Genomic DNA, 15,658 nt, shown 5'->3' on the forward strand with positions numbered 1-15,658 from the left:
CTGAGAGGAGCATCGTCATGAACCGCCCGGGCGCCTCGCGCCTCTTCTACGGCTGGTACGTGGTCGCGGCCGCGTTCGCCGTCACGTTCGTCGGGTTCGGCAGCGCGTATACGTTCAGCGCGTTCGTCGAGTCGCTGCAGCGGGATTTCGCCGCGTCGCGCGGGCAGATCTCGCTCGTGTTCTCGCTCGCCGGCTTCCTGTATTTCGGTTTCGGCATCGTCAGCGGGCCGCTGGCCGATCGCTTCGGCTCGCGGCGGCTCGCCGTCGCCGGGATGCTGCTGACGGGCGCCGGGCTCGCGGCCGCCGGCGCCGCGCAGTCGCTGCTGCAGGTGTATGTCGCGTACGGTCTCGGCGTCGGTCTCGGGGTCGGCTGCGCATACGTGCCGGCCGTCGGCGCAGTGCAGCGCTGGTTTGTGCGGCGGCGCGGCTTCGCGTCGGGGCTCGCGGTCGCGGGGATCGGCGTCGGCACGCTCGTGATGCCGCCGCTCGCGTCCGCGTTGATTGCGCATGTCGGCTGGCGCGGTGCGTATTTCACGCTGGCCGCAATCGCTGTCGTGCTGGGCGCCGGCATGTCGCTGCTGATCGAGAACGACCCGCGCGGGCGCGGATTGTTGCCGGACGGCGATGTCGCCGGCGACGGTGGCCGGCATGCCCGTGCTGCGTCGGCCGGCGCGAACGTGCGGGCCGGCGCGACGGTGCGCGAAGCCGTCACGTCGCGGCCGTTCGCGAGTCTTTATGCGGCTTGCCTCGTCTGCTCGTTCGGCGTGTTCGTCCCGTTCGTCCACCTCGTGCCGTATGCGCTTGATCATGGCGTCGCGCCATCGACGGCCGTGCTGCTGCTCGGCGCGATCGGCGTCGGCAGCACGGCCGGCCGCTTCTTCCTCGGGGGGCTCGCCGACCGCTTCGGCCGCCGCGCGTCGCTGCTCGCGATGTTCGCCGGCATGGCCGTGGCGCTCGTCGCGTGGGCGGGCGCCGGCACCGTCGCGACGCTGGCCGCGTTCGCGCTCGTGTTCGGCGTGTTCTACGGTGGCTGGGTCGCCGTGCTGCCGGCCGTCGTGATGGACTACTTCGGCGGGCGCAACGTGAGCGCGATCATCGGCATCCTGTACACGAGCGTCGCGTTCGGCACGCTGATCGGGCCGGCGGCCGCCGGCTTCATCTACGACGCAGGCGGCGGCTATCTGGTGCCGATCCTCGCGAGCGCCGTCGCGAATGCGATCGCGTTTGCGATTGTCGCGACCACCGGACGGGCGCCGGCGGCCGCGCGCGCAACCGGCGGATAGGCGCACCCGACTGGGCGCATCGTGCGATTTCCGGTAGGGTGGCCGGACCGTCAACCATCGGCGAACGGTCGGGGAGGCATCGTGACATTCGACGAAGTCCGGCAGATCGCGCTCGCGTGGCGCGGTGTCGAGGAGGGCACGTCGTACGGCACGCCCGCGCTCAAGGTGAAGGGCAAGATGCTCGCGCGGCTGCGCGAGGACGGCGACACGCTCGTCGTGAAGGGTGTCGGTCCCGACGAACGCGCATGGCTGATCGAATCGGAACCCGGCGTGTATTACGTGACCGATCACTATGCCGGCTGGCCGATCGTACTGGTGCGCCTGTCGGCCGCGCATCCCGACGCCGTGAAAAGCCTGCTTCTGCGAGAATGGCACGCGATCGTACCTGCGAAGTGGCGGGACGAAGCCGCACGCGACGCGAACTGAGTGCCCTGCGCGCAATGCGGCCGGCATGCCCGTGACGAGCGCACCGGCGCGCGAGCCGTCGCCGAACCGCAGCAAGCGTTGCATCGTTTCGCATCGATGCAACAAGTGGTTCCATCGAAATTCTTCAATTGGTTCTTAGTGAAGAACCGTTTGATGCTTACACTCCTTCGCTTCGAAGGCGGCTGACGACAGCCGACGGAAAGGGCGTACGCGATGCGCCGGCGCCCGGTGCGCTGCATCGCACCCGCAGCTTCGCAGACTGCGCGGGCACACCGATCCGAACGGCCCCATCCGGCCTCATGCCCGCGTGCGACGCACGCGCGGTCGCAGCCGGATTCAAGAACGACAACTCCCCGCGCCGCCTTCACGCGACACCCGGTCGTACCGGAACCGTTTTTTGGAGAGAGACAGATGAGTGGAAGCAACACAGGCCTCGGCACGGGCCTGAAGCAGCGTCACGTGACGATGATGTCGATTGCCGGCGTCATCGGCGCGGGCTTGTTCGTCGGCTCCGGCCACGCGATCGCGGAAGCCGGGCCGGCATCGATACTCGCGTATGCGATCGCGGGCGTGCTGGTCGTGCTGGTGATGCGCATGCTCGGCGAAATGGCCGTCGCGCATCCTGACAGCGGGTCGTTCTCGACCTATGCCGATCGCGCGATCGGCCATTGGGCCGGCTTCACGATCGGCTGGCTGTACTGGTGGTTCTGGGTGCTCGTGATCCCGATCGAGGCGACGGCCGCCGCGACCATCCTCAATGCGTGGTTCCCGGGCATCGCGACCTGGATCTTCGCGCTCGGCATCACGCTGCTGCTCACGATCACCAACCTTTTCTCGGTCAAGAACTACGGCGAATTCGAATTCTGGTTCGCGCTGATCAAGGTCGTCGCGATTGTCGTGTTCCTGTGTATCGGCGGGGCGGCGATCGTTGGAATCATCCCGGCGCCCGCCGTATCGGGGGTGTCGAACCTGTTCGCGCATCAGGGCTTCATGCCGAATGGCGCCGGCGCGGTGCTGGCGGCGATGCTGACGACGATGTTTTCGTTCCTCGGCACCGAGATCGTAACGATCGCGGCCGCCGAATCGGATAACCCGCAGCGCCAGATCGTGCGCGCGACGAATTCGGTCATCTGGCGTATCACGCTGTTCTATCTCGGCTCGATCCTGATCGTCGCGGCCATCGTGCCGTGGAACGATCCGCTGCTGCCGAAGCACGGCTCGTATCAGCGTGCGATGGAACTGATCGGCATCCCGAACGCGAAGGCGATCATCGACGTGATCGTGCTCGTGTCGGTCGCGAGCTGCCTGAATTCGGCGCTGTACACGGCGTCGCGGATGCTGTTCTCGCTGTCGAAGCGCAAGGATGCGCCGGCATTCCTGCATCGCACCGATTCGACCGGCACGCCGCGTGCGGCCGTGCTCGCGTCGACCGCATTCGGCTTCGTGACCGTGATCGCGAACTACCTGATGCCGGAACAGGTGTTCGGCTTCCTGCTCGCAACGTCGGGTGCGATCGCACTGCTCGTGTATCTGGTGATCGCGATCTCGCAACTGCGGATGCGCAAGACGCTCGAATCGACCGGCGCCGACCTGACGCTGCGGATGTGGCTGTTCCCGTGGCTCACGTGGCTCGTGATCCTGTTCATCTGCGGCACGCTGACCGTGATGTTCGTCAGCGAGGATCACCGGATGGAGGTCGGTGCGACGGCCGTGCTGGCGTTGATCGTGCTGTTCGCGTCGTGGCTGAACAAGCGCGGTCGCGATGCGCAGGCGAACGCGGGGCGGCGGGTGTCGGCAACGTGATGCAGTAACGTGACAGCGGGGCGGGGAGCCCCGGTCATGAAAAATGGCCCGATCGGCGTTTGCCGGTCGGGCCATTTGTCTTTTTGCGGTGCGGATGTCGTTGCGGGGGGAGGACGGCGAGATAGGGGCGAAATTTAAGGGCGAAGAATCGAACTCGTCTGATTTCATTGTCGACGGCCCCTGCATACATTGACCACTTCGACAGCCGGAGTGAATCGATGGCGCAATCGATTTGGTGGGCTTTGTTGTGTGCTCAAGTTTCGAAGCGAGCCAAGTTGTGCGTCATCGCACATGACGCACGTCCCTGCCCCGGTGCATTGAGGTCCGGGCAATGACCGGACAACCGACTGCCCGGGTACGTGTCGAGTTTCACGCCGTTGACGGGTACGCGCTTCGAGGAACCTATTTTCCGGCGGAGGCCGGTTCCCGCTCTCCCGTACTCGTCTGTCCTGCTACCGGATTGCGTCAGTCCTTCTATTTCGCATTCGCGGAGTGGCTACGCAATGGTGGTTATCCGACATTCGTATTCGACTATCGGGGGATGGGTGCGTCGCTGAATGGCTGCCACGTCCGTCGATCACGCGTCCGCAAACAGGATTGGGGGCAGCTCGACATGCCTGCCGCGCTCGATTGGCTCCTTGGCGCAACCGATGCGCGTGATGCCCATCTGATTGGGCACAGCGCGGGGGCGCAACTGGTCGGCCTGATGCCGAACCACGCATCGATCCGTTCGCTATGCGCAATATCAGCTTCATCTGGATACGTCGGCAACATCCGGGGGGCGACGCGCATTGCCGCGCTGTTGCTGGCTGATCTCTACGTTCCGGTGACCGCTCGCCTGCTTGGCTATGTCCCCGCCAGGGTGCTCGGCTGGGGCGAGGATCTGCCTGCGCGCGTCGGGCTTCAGTGGGCTCGGTGGTGCCGAAGCCCCGGATACATGGCGAACGAGTTCGGGGTCGGCGTTGCGCATCACTACTACAACGAATTCTCTGCTCCTGTCACGGTAGTCGCAGCGACCGATGACCCCCTTGCGACGCTGGCCAATATCGAGGACTGGCTGCGGTGGTTGCCGAACGCCAGCCGCCACGTCCATTTCATCAGCCCGGAAAACTGTGATGGCCGGGCAATCGGTCACGTCGGCATGTTCCGCCGCACGCATTCGTCGCTGTGGCCGGAACTCACCAGAGGATTGCAGGGTTGACGCTCGGGCGTGCTCGCGTCCTCGTATCAGGAGACCTGGATGGACGATTCAATCGATATGAAAGCGCGTTTCAAGGCAGTGCGAAATGAGGCGAAGGAGACACGCGCGTCGCTTTACCACCTCACGAATCAATGCAATCTACGCTGCAAAGGGTGCTGGTTCTTTGAGAACGCGTTCGACGTCGCATCGGATGAGTTGAACGATTCGTCGCGGCTGGAGGCTCGTGTGCAGGACGAGGCCGCACGCGGAATCAATGCGCCATTGCTGATAGGTGGCGAGCCTGCACTGTTTCTCGATCGGATCAGGATATTCCGGAAGCACATGCCGAAGGTGTCCGTTTCGACGAACGGTCTCCGTCGAATTCCTTTCGAGGGTTTCGAAGATATCACCATCGCGATCTCCGTATTCGGCGGCGGGCCGCTCGATGACGAGTTGCGCGCGATTGGCCCGAACGGAAAGCGTTTCACAGGTCTGTTCGACAAGGTACTTGCGAATTATCGCGACGACGAGCGGGCTGGTTTCGTCTATGCCGTCTCGATCGACGGCATTGCCTATATCGAAGAAACGGTACGCAGGATTCGGGATAACGGAAATCGGCTGCTGTTCAATTACTACAGTGCCTACGATGTTGCAGGACCCCTTCGCCGGCAAGGTGAGGAACAACTCCTGAATGTATTGCTCGAATTGCAGGCGAAATACCCGGAAACCGTGGTGAGCCATCCGTACTATCTGGCCGCACTCATGCGTGGCGAGACCCACTGGGGAACATTCGGTCATGCGAGTTGCCCGAGTGTCAGCGAAGATCATCCGGGGAACGAGGCGCGGTTCGCTTCGGGATGGCCCGCGTTGCCGAAATTCAACGCGTATCGCGCGGACTTCCAGACGCTGGCGCGCTGTTGTACTTCAGGAGAGTGTACGAAGTGTCGCGACAGCCAGGCCGTGATGTCATGGTTGCTGGTCAACGCGAGACACGTGCTGCAGGAAGACGGTGGGCTCAGGACCTGGACCGAAGTGGCAGAGAGCTACTTCAGTCAGTTCGTCTGGTCGAGTTACCATCCACGCAACCGCGCCGGGCACATGCTGGATTGCCAGGTGCAGTGACGCGATGCGGTCGCCGGAATAAAAAAGGTTCATCGCAGGAAACCGTGGAGCCTTGAAGAGCGATTGCGTAACCTGACGCCTGACTTTATGGAGGTCAGGAGGCAGAATTGCTCGATCGCAAGGCACTTCAGGCACTGGGTTGCTGGACAGGCTATCGGCTGGAGCGGGTGGAGTGGCCGCAGGGCGATAGCCGCACGCTGTCGCTGTACTTGAAGCCGGTCAGCAAGGTCATGTACTGCGAGCAATGCGGAGCGCGTTGCCAGCAAATCCACGAGACGACGGTTCGTCGGGTGCGCGATCTGCCGCTGTTCGAGTACCGGGTGGTGTTGCATGTGCCTCGTCGCCGGGTCTGGTGCGAACGCTGCGGCGGGCCGAGGCTGGAGAAGCTGGACTGGCTGGGACGCTACCAGCGGGTGACGGAGCGATTCGCCAAGGCCTGCGAGAAGTTGCTGCAAGCGGCCAGCGTGCAAGCGGTAGCGGCCTTCTACGACCTGGGCTGGCATACGGTCAAATCGATCGACAAGATGCGCTTGCGCGCACGCGTGGCCGAGCCGGACTGGTCAACGATCCGCTATCCAACGATCCGCTATCTGGCGATGGACGAGTTCGCGCTACATAAAGGCCATCGCTACGCCACGGTGGTGGTCGATCCGATCGGCCGGCAAGTGCTCTGGATCGGACAGGGGCGCTCTCGCGAGACGGCCAGGGCCTTCTTCGAACAACTTCCCGCGGGCGTCGCCGAGCGCATCGAAGCGGTCGCGATCGACATGACCACGGCCTACGAGTTGGAGATCAAGGCGCAGTGTCCACAAGCCGAGGTGGTCTACGACCTGTTCCACGTCGTCGCCAAGTACGGGCGCGAGGTGATCGATCGGGTACGGGTGGATCAGGCCAATCAGCTACGCCATGACCGGCCGGCCCGGAAGGTTCTGAAGTCCAGTCGTTGGCTGCTGCTGCGCAACCGCCGCAACCTGAAGCAGGAACAGGCCGTGCATCTGAAGGAACTGCTGGCCGCCAATCAGCCGTTGCTGTGCGTCTACGTGCTACGCGACGAACTCAAGCGGCTCTGGTTCTACCAGAAGCCAGCTTGGGCGCAAAAAGCCTGGGAGCAATGGATCGAGCAAGCCCGGCAAAGCGGGATTGCCGCGCTGCAACTGTTTGCGCAGCGTCTGCAGGGTTACTGGCACGGAATCCTCGCCCGCTGCCGCCATCCGCTCAATACCAGCGTCGTCGAAGGCATCAACAACACCATCAAGGTCATCAAACGCAGGGCCTACGGGTACCGCGACGAGGAATATTTCTTCCTCAAGATCCGCGCCGCGTTCCCCGGTAATCCTCGATGAACCATAAAAAAGCCCGCGAGTGCGGGCTTTTTGAATGCGTATCGAAGCAACACTACACGTTGAACAGGAAGTTCATCACGTCGCCGTCGTGCACGACATATTCCTTCCCTTCGGCGCGCATCTTGCCGGCTTCCTTCGCGCCTTGCTCGCCCTTGTACGTGACGTAGTCGTCGAACGCGATCGTCTGCGCGCGGATGAAGCCGCGCTCGAAGTCGGTGTGGATCACGCCGGCCGCCTGCGGCGCCGTGTCGCCGATATGGATCGTCCACGCGCGCACTTCCTTCACGCCCGCGGTGAAATACGTCTGCAGGCCGAGCAGCTTGAAGCCCGCGCGGATCACGCGGTCGAGGCCCGGCTCTTCCATGCCCATGTCGGCGAGGAACGCTTCCTTGTCCGCGTCGTCGAGATCCGCGATTTCCGCTTCGATCGCCGCGCACACGGCGACCACCGGCGCGTTTTCGCTTTCCGCGTACTTGCGCACCACATCGAGGTGCGGGTTGTTCTCGAAGCCGTCGTCCTTCACGTTGGCGACGTACATCGTGGGCTTCGCGGTGATCAGGCAGAACGGCTTGAGCAGCACCTGTTCGTCGTCCGACAGCGCGAGGCCGCGCACGGCCTTGCCCTGGTCGAGCTGCGCGCGCACTTTCTCGAGCACCGCGACGAGCTTCGCCGCTTCCTTGTCGTTGCCCGACTTGGCAGCCTTCGAATAGCGCGTGAGCGACTTCTCGACGGTGCCGAGGTCGGCCAGCGCGAGTTCGGTGTTGATCACTTCGATGTCGTCGATCGGGCTGACCTTGCCGGCGACGTGAATGACGTTCTCGTCTTCGAAGCAGCGTACGACGTGCGTGATCGCGTCGGTTTCGCGGATGTTCGCGAGGAACTGGTTGCCGAGGCCTTCACCCTTGCTCGCGCCTGCGACGAGGCCCGCGATGTCGACGAACTCGACGACGGCCGGCACGACACGCTCCGGCTTGACGATCTCCGAGAGCGCCTTCAGGCGCGTATCGGGCACTTCGACGACGCCGACGTTCGGCTCGATCGTGCAGAACGGGTAGTTCTCGGCGGCGATGCCGGCCTTGGTCAGCGCATTGAACAGGGTGGACTTGCCGACGTTGGGCAAGCCGACGATGCCGCATTTGAGACTCATGGAATCCTTCGGACGGGTAAGGCGGCGCGGCCGGACAGGGCACGGCGGCGCGGGAAAAAAGGGCGGCCGGCGCGGGGAGCGCGGCGGGCCGACGGTCAAAGACGCTATTGTACCGTGCCGGCGCCCCGGATTCCGGGGTTGCGCCGAACGGCCGATGCGGCGGGCCGCCGCGCCGCATCGGCCGCCTGCGATTCTGCTGATTTCCCGCAAAGTCCGGCCGCGTAAGGGTTTGGCCCCGCGGCTATAATGCCCGCCATGACTGCCCACCACACCTTCGACGTCGCCGTGGTCGGCGGCGGGCTCGTCGGCAAGACGGCCGCGCTCGCGCTGACCCAGTCCGGCTACAAGACTGCCTTGCTCGCCCAGCCGGCCACGCCGCGCCCCGCCGATCTCGCGTTCGACACGCGCGTCTACGCGCTGTCCTCCAGTTCGCAGGCGCTGCTCGAGCGGCTGCGGGTCTGGCAGGCGCTCGATCACAGCCGGCTCGCGCCCGTCTACGACATGCGCGTGTACGGCGATGCGCACGCGGAACTGCATTTCTCCGCTTACCAGGCCTCCGTGCCGCAACTTGCATGGATCGCCGAATCGTCGCTGGTCGAGGCGTCGCTCGATGCCGCGCTGCGGTTCCAGCCGAATCTCACATGGTTCGAGGCGCGCGCCCAGGGCTTCGACGTGCGCGACGACGCGGCCGTCCTCACGTTGTCGTCGGGGCAGGTGCTCGAAGCCGACCTGATCGTCGGCGCCGACGGCGCGCATTCGTGGGTACGATCCCAAATGGGGGCCAAGGTCGAACGGCGCGATTACCGGCAGACGGGCGTCGTCGCGAACTTCAAGGCGTCGCTGCCGCACCGCGAGACGGCCTGCCAGTGGTTCCACGAAGGCGAGATCGTCGCGCTGCTGCCGCTGCCGGACGGCCACGTGTCGCTCGTGTGGTCCGCGCACACTGCGCATGCCGATGAATTGCTCGCACTCGATCCGGCGCAGCTCGCGGCCGAGGTCGAGCGCGTGTCGCACGGCCAGGTCGGCACGCTCGAATGCGTGACGCCGGCCGCCGGCTTCCCGCTGGCGCTGCAGACGGTCGACAAGCTGATCGCGCCGCGCGTCGCGCTGGTCGGCGATGCCGCGCATCTGATCCACCCGCTCGCGGGGCAGGGGATGAACCTCGGGCTGCGCGACGTTGCGGCGCTCGCCGACGCGATCGCGGGCAAGGAAAGCTTCCGCAACCTCGGCGATACGGTGCTGCTGCGCCGCTACGAGCGTTCGCGCCGCGAGGACATCCGCGCGCTGATGGTCGCGACCGACGGCCTGCAGCGGCTGTTCGCGGTGCCGGGCTCGCTCGCGAAGGCGGTGCGCAATGCGGGCATGGCCTTCGTCGGCGCGCAGCCGTTCGTGAAGCGCTGGCTCGTGTCGGCCGCACTCGGCTGATCGAACCTTCTGCCGCTTCGCCGGTCGGAGTCGGTTCCGTTACGGCGTACACTGTGCCGTGGACACCGATTGAGCTGAAGGAAGATTTCGATGAAAAAAACGATCCGCATCGCGTCGCTGGCGCTGGCCGTCACGATGGCGACGCTTGGCTGCACCGCCCAGGCCGACCAGACCACCGACAAGCTGAAAGCCACGCTGCAAGCCCGTCTCGGCAACGACGCGCCGATCAAGAGCGTATCGAAGTCGCCGGTCGCGGGCCTCTACGAAGTGAACCTCGGCTCGCAGATCATCTATAGCGACGCGGCAGGCGATTACGTGCTGCTCGGCGATCTCGTCGACACCAAGACGCACAAGAACCTGACCGACGCACGCCTGTCCGAAATCAACAAGATCGACTTCGCGAGCCTGCCGTTCGCGAATGCGATCAAGGTCGTCAAGGGCAACGGCGCACGCAAGATCGCGGTGTTCTCCGATCCGAACTGCCCGTACTGCAAGAAGCTCGAGACGACGCTGCAGTCGATCGACAACGTCACCGTCTACACGTTCCTGTACCCGGTGCTGTCGCCGGATTCGACCGTGAAGTCGAAGGCGATCTGGTGCGCGACCGACCGTGCGAAGACGTGGGAGGGCTGGATGCTCGACCACCGCGCGCCGTCCGGTGCCGGCACCTGCGATACCAGCGCGCTCGACAAGAACCTCGCGCTCGGCCGCGGGATGAACGTCACGGGCACGCCGACGATCTTCCTGCCGGACGGCCGCCGCCTGCCGGGCGCGGTCTCGGCCGACCAGCTCAACCAGGCGCTCGCCTCGAGCAAGTAACCGACCGATACGCCGGGCCGCATGGCCCGGCCAGCGAGGGGCGCCCGCATGATCTGCCGGCGCCTCTCTTCGTTTTCGCCGCCGTATTCGACCGACCGATTGCCACGATGACCCAGCCGATTCGCTATTCGATTGCCCCGAAAGATCTTGCCGCGCACCTGTTCGAAGTGTCGGTGACGGTTACCGATCCCGATCCCGAAGGCCAGCGCTTCTCGCTGCCGGTGTGGATTCCGGGCAGCTACCTCGTGCGCGAGTTCGCGCGCAACATCGTGACGCTCGGTGCGTTCAACGACGCGGGCCGCAAGGTGCGCGTCGCGAAGACCGACAAGCACACGTGGCAGGCCGCGCCCGTGACCGGCGCGCTGACGCTGCGCTACGACGTGTACGCGTGGGACCTGTCGGTGCGCTCCGCGTATCTCGATGAGTCGGGCGGCTTCTTCAACGCGACGGCCGTGTTCCTGAGCGTCGCCGGGCGCGAGGATGCGCCGTGCGAAGTCGACATCGCTAAACCGGCCGGCGCGGCGTTTCGCACGTGGCGCGTCGGCACCGCGCTACCCGAGGCGCGCGGTACGAAGCGCTACGGTTTCGGCGCGTATCGCGCGGCCAACTACGACGAGCTGTCCGATCATCCGGTGACGATCGGCGAATTCGCGCTCGCGACGTTCGACGCGCACGGCGTGCCGCATGACATCGTGGTCGCGGGGCGCGTGACGCAGCTCGACATGGAGCGGCTGCGTACCGACCTGAAGCGCGTATGCGAAGCGCAGATCGCGCTGTTCGAGCCGAAGTCGAAGAAGGCGCCGATGGACCGCTACGTGTTCATGACGCTCGCGGTCAGCGACGGCTACGGCGGTCTCGAGCATCGCGCGTCGACTGCGCTGATCTGCAACCGCACCGACCTGCCGGTGAAGGGGCGGACGGAAACGACGGAAGGCTATCGCACCTATCTCGGTCTCTGCAGCCACGAGTACTTCCACACATGGAACGTGAAGCGCATCAAGCCGGCGGCGTTCGTGCCGTACGACCTGACGCGCGAGAACTACACGTCGCTGCTGTGGCTGTTCGAAGGTTTCACGTCGTATTACGACGACCTGATGCTGGTGCGCAGCGGGCTGATGTCGCAGGACGAATATTTCACGGCGCTGGGCCGCACGGTCGGCGGCGTGCTGCGCGGTACGGGCCGGCTCAAGCAGAGCGTCGCGGAAAGCTCGTTCGACGCGTGGATCAAGTACTACCGTCAGGACGAGAACGCGACCAACGCGATCGTCAGCTATTACACGAAGGGTTCGCTCGTCGCGCTCGCGTTCGATCTCGCGATCCGCGCGCAGACGCGCAACCGGAAGTCGCTCGACGACGTGATGCGCCTGCTGTGGCAACGCTACGGCCGCGATTTCTACCGCGGCAAGCCGGCCGGCGTCGAGGAGAACGAAGTCGACGCGCTGATCGAAGAGGCGACGGGCGTCGCGCTCGGCCGCCTGTTCACCGACGCCGTGCACGGCACGCGCGACCTGCCGCTCGCCGAGTTGCTCGCGCCGTTCGGGGTGACGCTCGCACCCGATGTCGCACTCGGCGCGGCCGCGAAGCCGACGATCGGCGCGCGCCTGCGCGGCGGCGCGGACTGCACGTTCGCGGCGGTCTACGAAGGCGGCGCCGCGCATCGCGCGGGGCTGTCGGCCGGCGACACGCTGATCGCGGTCGACGGGCTGCGCGTGACGGGCACGAACCTCGATGCGCTGCTCGCGCGCTACCGGCCGGGCGACAAGGTCGAGGTTCACGCGTTCCGCCGCGACGAGCTGCGCACCGCGAAACTCAAGCTCGACGGCCCGGAAGTCACGCGCTACCGGCTGACGGCGGCCGCGAAGCCGGCGGCGGTCGCGAGGGCCCGGGAAGCCTGGCTGAAGGGGTGAACGTAAGGAAGCGGGTATCGGGGCGCGATCGAGTATTGTTCTGCTGCTGCAACAATCCGTCGCCCTGAACCCGCTTTTTCGCGGTCATGCGGCCACGCACAATGGGGTCACTCGCGCTACCGAAGCGCAACCCTACTGGAGCCTGACATGACGACCATTCTGCAAATCAATTCCGCTGCACGTTCGCAAGGTGCGCAATCCACGCTGCTGGCTAACGAACTGACGGCAAAGCTGCAACAATCGAATCCCGGCGCGAACGTCGTGGTTCGCGACTTGCTGGCCGATGCGCTGCCGCACCTCGACGAATCGGTGCTCGGCGCGTTCTTCACGCCGGCCGACAACCGCACCGCGGAGCAGAATGCGATCGTCGCGAAGAGCGACGCACTGATCGCCGAGCTGCAAGCCGCCGACATCATCGTGATCGGCGCGCCGATGTACAACTTCGGCATCTCGTCGCAACTGAAGACGTACTTCGACTGGATCGCCCGTGCCGGCGTCACGTTCCGCTACACCGAGAACGGTCCGGAAGGCCTGATCAAGGGCAAGAAGGTTCACGTCGTGACGGCCCGCGGCGGCAAGTACGCCGGCACGCCGAACGACAGCCAGACGCCGTATCTGCGCACGTTCCTCGGCTTCGTCGGCATGACCGACGTGAGCTTCATCTTCGCGGAAGGCCTGAATCTCGGCCCGGATGCGCAAAGCGCCGCGCTGGCCAGCGCACGCGAAGCGATCGCCGCCGCGTAAGGTCGATGCGGGTGCGACGCACCTGCAGCATCGCCCGATAAAAAAACGCCGCGCCCCCGAAAGGGGCGCGGCGTTTTTTGCATGTCGTCCGGATCCGGGGAAGGAACCGGCGCGGCGCGTTACGCGAGCGTTTCGGCTACGTCCGGTAGGCGCCAGTCGATCGGTTCGCGGCCTGCATCGACCAGATAATCGTTCGCGAGCGCGAAATGGCGGCAGCCGAGGAAGCCGCGATGCGCGGACAGCGGCGACGGATGCGGCGCCTCGAGCACGCAATGCGCGTTCGCGTCGAACAGCGCGCGCTTCGCCTGCGCGTGTGCGCCCCACAGCATGAACACGAGCCCGCGATGGCGGCCGGCGAGTTCGCGGATCAGCGTGTCCGTGCATTGCTCCCAGCCGCGCTTCGCGTGGCTCGCGGCCGCGCCGCGCTCGACCGTCAGCACGGTGTTGAGCAGCAGCACGCCCTGGCGCGCCCACGTGTCGAGACAGCCGTGACGCGGCGTGTCGTGACCGAAGTTCGCGGCGATTTCCTTGAAGATGTTGCGCAGCGACGGCGGCGTGCGAACGGCCGGCGGCACCGAGAACGCGAGCCCGTGCGCCTGCGGCGTGCCGCGATCGTCGCCGTGGTACGGATCCTGGCCGAGAATCACGATCTTGACGTCGTCGGGGCTCGTCAGGCGCAGCGCACGGAACACGTCGGTCGGGTAGACCGTCTTGCCGGCTGCGCGCTCGTCGTCGACGAAGCGGCACAGCGGCGCGTACGCGTCGCTGTCGGTGAACGGTTTCAGCACGTCGCGCCAGACGGTCGGCAGCGCGTCGAATTGCGCGGCGAGATGCGGCACGTCGGCGGCAGCGGGCCGTGGCGGTACTGCGGCGGCTGGGGCCACCGGTTCAGCCGCTTTCTTCGCGGGTTTGCGTCCGGCCGCGGGCGCTTCGGGGGCCGGGGACGGCGTATCGGCCGGTGCCGTTTCCGGCACGGGATCGTCGAACAGCGACGCCTGTTGCGGCGCGCGGGAAGTCTTGCGGGTTGCCATGCGTGATGCGTGTTTATTGCGCGCGCAGCCGATAGCCGCGCTGCGCCTTGCTGATGTTTTCGGGAACGAGGCCCGGCAGCGCTTGCTGCAGTTCGGCGGCGAGCGTCGCGAGCGCCGCTTCCGGGCCGTCGATCAGTTCGAGTTCGATTTCGCTGATCGGTTCGCGGCGCGTTTCGTGTTCCGCCTGGACGACGATCTCGCCGAGGTCCACCGCGGCTTCGACGGTTGCGCCGCCGATTGCGATGCGCCACAGCGTACGCGAAAAATCCGTGCGGAACAGCGCAGATAGCGCGCCGGCCGCATCTTTCAGCGCGGCGGCGGCTTCCGGCACGTCGCAGGCCGCGACGAGCGCGTCGATTTCGAGCGCGTCGCCGGCGACCGGCAGTTCCCATTCATGGCGGCGATGCAGGCCGCCTTCCGCGCTGCCGACCGTCTTGAACGTCTGCAGCCAGCCGTGCGGCGCGCGCCGCACGCGCACTGCGCTCTTCGAGCGTGCCAGCGCCAGATCGGGCGTGTCGTAATAGACGTTCGCGAGCGTGATGTCGTGACCGGGTTCGCCGGTCAGTGTCTCGAAGAAGTGTCGCGCGGCGTCGGCCTGGCCGGCCGGCAGCGTGAGCTTGATTTCCTTTTCGATCGCCATCAGAAGAACATCCGCGCGAGTTCCTCGCCCGGCTGCTCGGCGCGCATGAACGCTTCGCCGACGAGGAACGCGTTCACGTTCGCCGCACGCATCGTGTCGACGTCGGTGCGCGACAGGATGCCCGATTCGGTCACGACGATGCGGTCCGCCGGAATCATGTCGAGCATGTCGAGCGTGGTCTGGATCGACGTCTCGAACGTGCGCAGGTTGCGGTTGTTGATGCCGAGCAGCGGCGTCTTCAGCGTCAGCGCCTGTTCCATCTCGTTGCGGTCGTGCACTTCGACCAGCACCGCGAGGCCGAGCGAGTGCGCGTAGGCCTCGAGATCCTGCATCAGCGGCGTGTCGAGCGCGGCGGCGATCAGCAGGATCGCGTCGGCGCCCATCGCGCGTGCTTCGAGGATCTGGTACGCGTCGACGATGAAGTCCTTGCGCAGCACCGGCAGCGTGCAGGCCGCGCGCGCCTCTTCGAGGTAGCGGACGCTGCCCTGGAAGAACTGTTCGTCGGTCAGCACCGACAGGCACGCGGCGCCGTGCGCCGCATACGAGCGCGCGATGTCGGCCGGCACGAAATGCTCGCGCAGCACGCCCTTCGACGGGCTGGCCTTCTTGATTTCGGCGATCACGGCGGCGTCGCCGGCCGCGTGCTTCGCACGCAGCGCGCCGACGAAGTCGCGCAGGTCGCGCGCCGATGCGTCCAGCTTCAGCGCCTCGAGCGGCGTGCTGCGCATGGCCGCCGCGACTTCTTCGCGCTTGACGGCGATGATTCGGTCGAGAATGTCGCTCATGTG

Annotated in this window: 14 protein-coding genes; 10 read left to right on the forward strand and 4 right to left on the reverse strand. The window is 65.8% G+C overall.

The genetic code is table 11. The annotated features are described in order from the left end of the window. Positions 1–17: 17 nt before the first annotated feature. From ACWMMN_RS02330 to ACWMMN_RS02355, 6 genes are all read left to right on the forward strand, one after another. Positions 18–1,283: an MFS transporter gene (locus ACWMMN_RS02330; protein WP_059236389.1), complete on the forward strand. Its 1,266-nt coding sequence runs from the start codon at positions 18–20 to the stop codon at positions 1,281–1,283. 81 nt (positions 1,284–1,364) lie between these two features. Next, positions 1,365–1,709 (forward strand): MmcQ/YjbR family DNA-binding protein, encoded by a 345-nt coding sequence (locus tag ACWMMN_RS02335; RefSeq protein ID WP_174993788.1) that lies wholly within the window; start codon positions 1,365–1,367, stop codon positions 1,707–1,709. A 411-nt stretch (positions 1,710–2,120) separates the two neighbouring features. After that, on the forward strand, positions 2,121–3,512 hold the full coding sequence (gabP, locus tag ACWMMN_RS02340) for a GABA permease (protein WP_059236385.1): 1,392 nt from the start codon (positions 2,121–2,123) through the stop codon (positions 3,510–3,512). Positions 3,513–3,843: 331 nt separating this feature from the next. After that, positions 3,844–4,713 carry an alpha/beta hydrolase family protein gene (locus tag ACWMMN_RS02345; protein ID WP_342703511.1) on the forward strand — a complete coding sequence of 290 codons (870 nt, stop codon included), beginning with the start codon at positions 3,844–3,846 and terminating at the stop codon, positions 4,711–4,713. Between the two features lie 39 nt (positions 4,714–4,752). After that, entirely contained in the window at positions 4,753–5,814 is a 1,062-nt protein-coding gene (locus ACWMMN_RS02350) for a radical SAM protein (RefSeq protein ID WP_486422947.1), read from the forward strand. 107 nt (positions 5,815–5,921) lie between these two features. Then, the gene (locus tag ACWMMN_RS02355) at positions 5,922–7,157 is read left to right on the forward strand and encodes an ISL3 family transposase (protein ID WP_486422948.1); all 1,236 of its coding nucleotides are present in this window, start codon (positions 5,922–5,924) and stop codon (positions 7,155–7,157) included. A 52-nt stretch (positions 7,158–7,209) separates the two neighbouring features. On the opposite strand, the gene ychF is transcribed toward ACWMMN_RS02355, so the two are convergent. Beyond that, entirely contained in the window at positions 7,210–8,304 is a 1,095-nt protein-coding gene (gene ychF, locus ACWMMN_RS02360; RefSeq protein WP_256085522.1) for a redox-regulated ATPase YchF, read from the reverse strand. 246 nt (positions 8,305–8,550) lie between these two features. Here ychF and ACWMMN_RS02365 point away from each other — a divergent pair, with 246 nt between their 5' ends. The 4 genes from ACWMMN_RS02365 (at position 8,551) to ACWMMN_RS02380 (ending at position 13,199) form a co-directional block, all read left to right on the forward strand. Then, positions 8,551–9,729: a UbiH/UbiF family hydroxylase gene (locus ACWMMN_RS02365; RefSeq protein WP_174993792.1), complete on the forward strand. Its 1,179-nt coding sequence runs from the start codon at positions 8,551–8,553 to the stop codon at positions 9,727–9,729. Positions 9,730–9,819: 90 nt separating this feature from the next. Beyond that, a complete protein-coding gene (locus tag ACWMMN_RS02370; RefSeq protein WP_059236377.1) occupies positions 9,820–10,548 on the forward strand; it encodes a DsbC family protein in 729 nt (242 codons plus the stop codon). Positions 10,549–10,655: 107 nt separating this feature from the next. After that, positions 10,656–12,455, forward strand: coding sequence for a M61 family metallopeptidase (locus tag ACWMMN_RS02375; RefSeq protein ID WP_256085524.1), 1,800 nt, complete (start codon positions 10,656–10,658; stop codon positions 12,453–12,455). A gap of 147 nt (positions 12,456–12,602) precedes the next feature. Beyond that, positions 12,603–13,199, forward strand: a complete 597-nt coding sequence (locus ACWMMN_RS02380) for an FMN-dependent NADH-azoreductase (protein WP_059236373.1) — start codon at positions 12,603–12,605, stop codon at positions 13,197–13,199. 119 nt (positions 13,200–13,318) lie between these two features. On the opposite strand, the gene ACWMMN_RS02385 is transcribed toward ACWMMN_RS02380, so the two are convergent. Genes ACWMMN_RS02385 through trpC form a run of 3 tightly spaced genes read right to left on the reverse strand, consistent with a single transcriptional unit; the run spans position 13,319 to position 15,655 of the window. Next, positions 13,319–14,230: a uracil-DNA glycosylase gene (locus ACWMMN_RS02385; protein ID WP_486422949.1), complete on the reverse strand. Its 912-nt coding sequence runs from the start codon at positions 14,228–14,230 to the stop codon at positions 13,319–13,321. 13 nt (positions 14,231–14,243) lie between these two features. Further along, entirely contained in the window at positions 14,244–14,870 is a 627-nt protein-coding gene (locus ACWMMN_RS02390) for a CYTH domain-containing protein (protein ID WP_059236369.1), read from the reverse strand. Then, positions 14,870–15,655: an indole-3-glycerol phosphate synthase TrpC gene (trpC, locus tag ACWMMN_RS02395; protein ID WP_059236368.1), complete on the reverse strand. Its 786-nt coding sequence runs from the start codon at positions 15,653–15,655 to the stop codon at positions 14,870–14,872. Before trpC ends, ACWMMN_RS02390 begins: the two co-directional genes overlap by 1 nt. Between the last annotated feature and the right edge of the window lie 3 nt (positions 15,656–15,658).

This window comes from Burkholderia cepacia complex sp. TUM26381, from assembly GCF_057439935.1.

Excerpts from the sequence above, each read along its gene's own strand:
- ACWMMN_RS02330 (WP_059236389.1), top strand. The coding sequence starts at position 18 with ATGAACCGCCCGGGCGCCTCGCGCCTCTTCTACGGCTGGTACGTGGTC.
- gabP (WP_059236385.1), top strand. The coding sequence starts at position 2,121 with ATGAGTGGAAGCAACACAGGCCTCGGCACGGGCCTGAAGCAGCGTCAC.
- ACWMMN_RS02345 (WP_342703511.1), top strand. The coding sequence starts at position 3,844 with ATGACCGGACAACCGACTGCCCGGGTACGTGTCGAGTTTCACGCCGTT.
- ACWMMN_RS02350 (WP_486422947.1), top strand. The coding sequence starts at position 4,753 with ATGGACGATTCAATCGATATGAAAGCGCGTTTCAAGGCAGTGCGAAAT.
- ychF (WP_256085522.1), bottom strand. The coding sequence starts at position 8,304 with ATGAGTCTCAAATGCGGCATCGTCGGCTTGCCCAACGTCGGCAAGTCC.
- ACWMMN_RS02365 (WP_174993792.1), top strand. The coding sequence starts at position 8,551 with ATGCCCGCCATGACTGCCCACCACACCTTCGACGTCGCCGTGGTCGGC.
- ACWMMN_RS02370 (WP_059236377.1), top strand. The coding sequence starts at position 9,820 with ATGAAAAAAACGATCCGCATCGCGTCGCTGGCGCTGGCCGTCACGATG.
- ACWMMN_RS02375 (WP_256085524.1), top strand. The coding sequence starts at position 10,656 with ATGACCCAGCCGATTCGCTATTCGATTGCCCCGAAAGATCTTGCCGCG.
- ACWMMN_RS02380 (WP_059236373.1), top strand. The coding sequence starts at position 12,603 with ATGACGACCATTCTGCAAATCAATTCCGCTGCACGTTCGCAAGGTGCG.
- ACWMMN_RS02385 (WP_486422949.1), bottom strand. The coding sequence starts at position 14,230 with ATGGCAACCCGCAAGACTTCCCGCGCGCCGCAACAGGCGTCGCTGTTC.
- ACWMMN_RS02390 (WP_059236369.1), bottom strand. The coding sequence starts at position 14,870 with ATGGCGATCGAAAAGGAAATCAAGCTCACGCTGCCGGCCGGCCAGGCC.
- trpC (WP_059236368.1), bottom strand. The coding sequence starts at position 15,655 with ATGAGCGACATTCTCGACCGAATCATCGCCGTCAAGCGCGAAGAAGTC.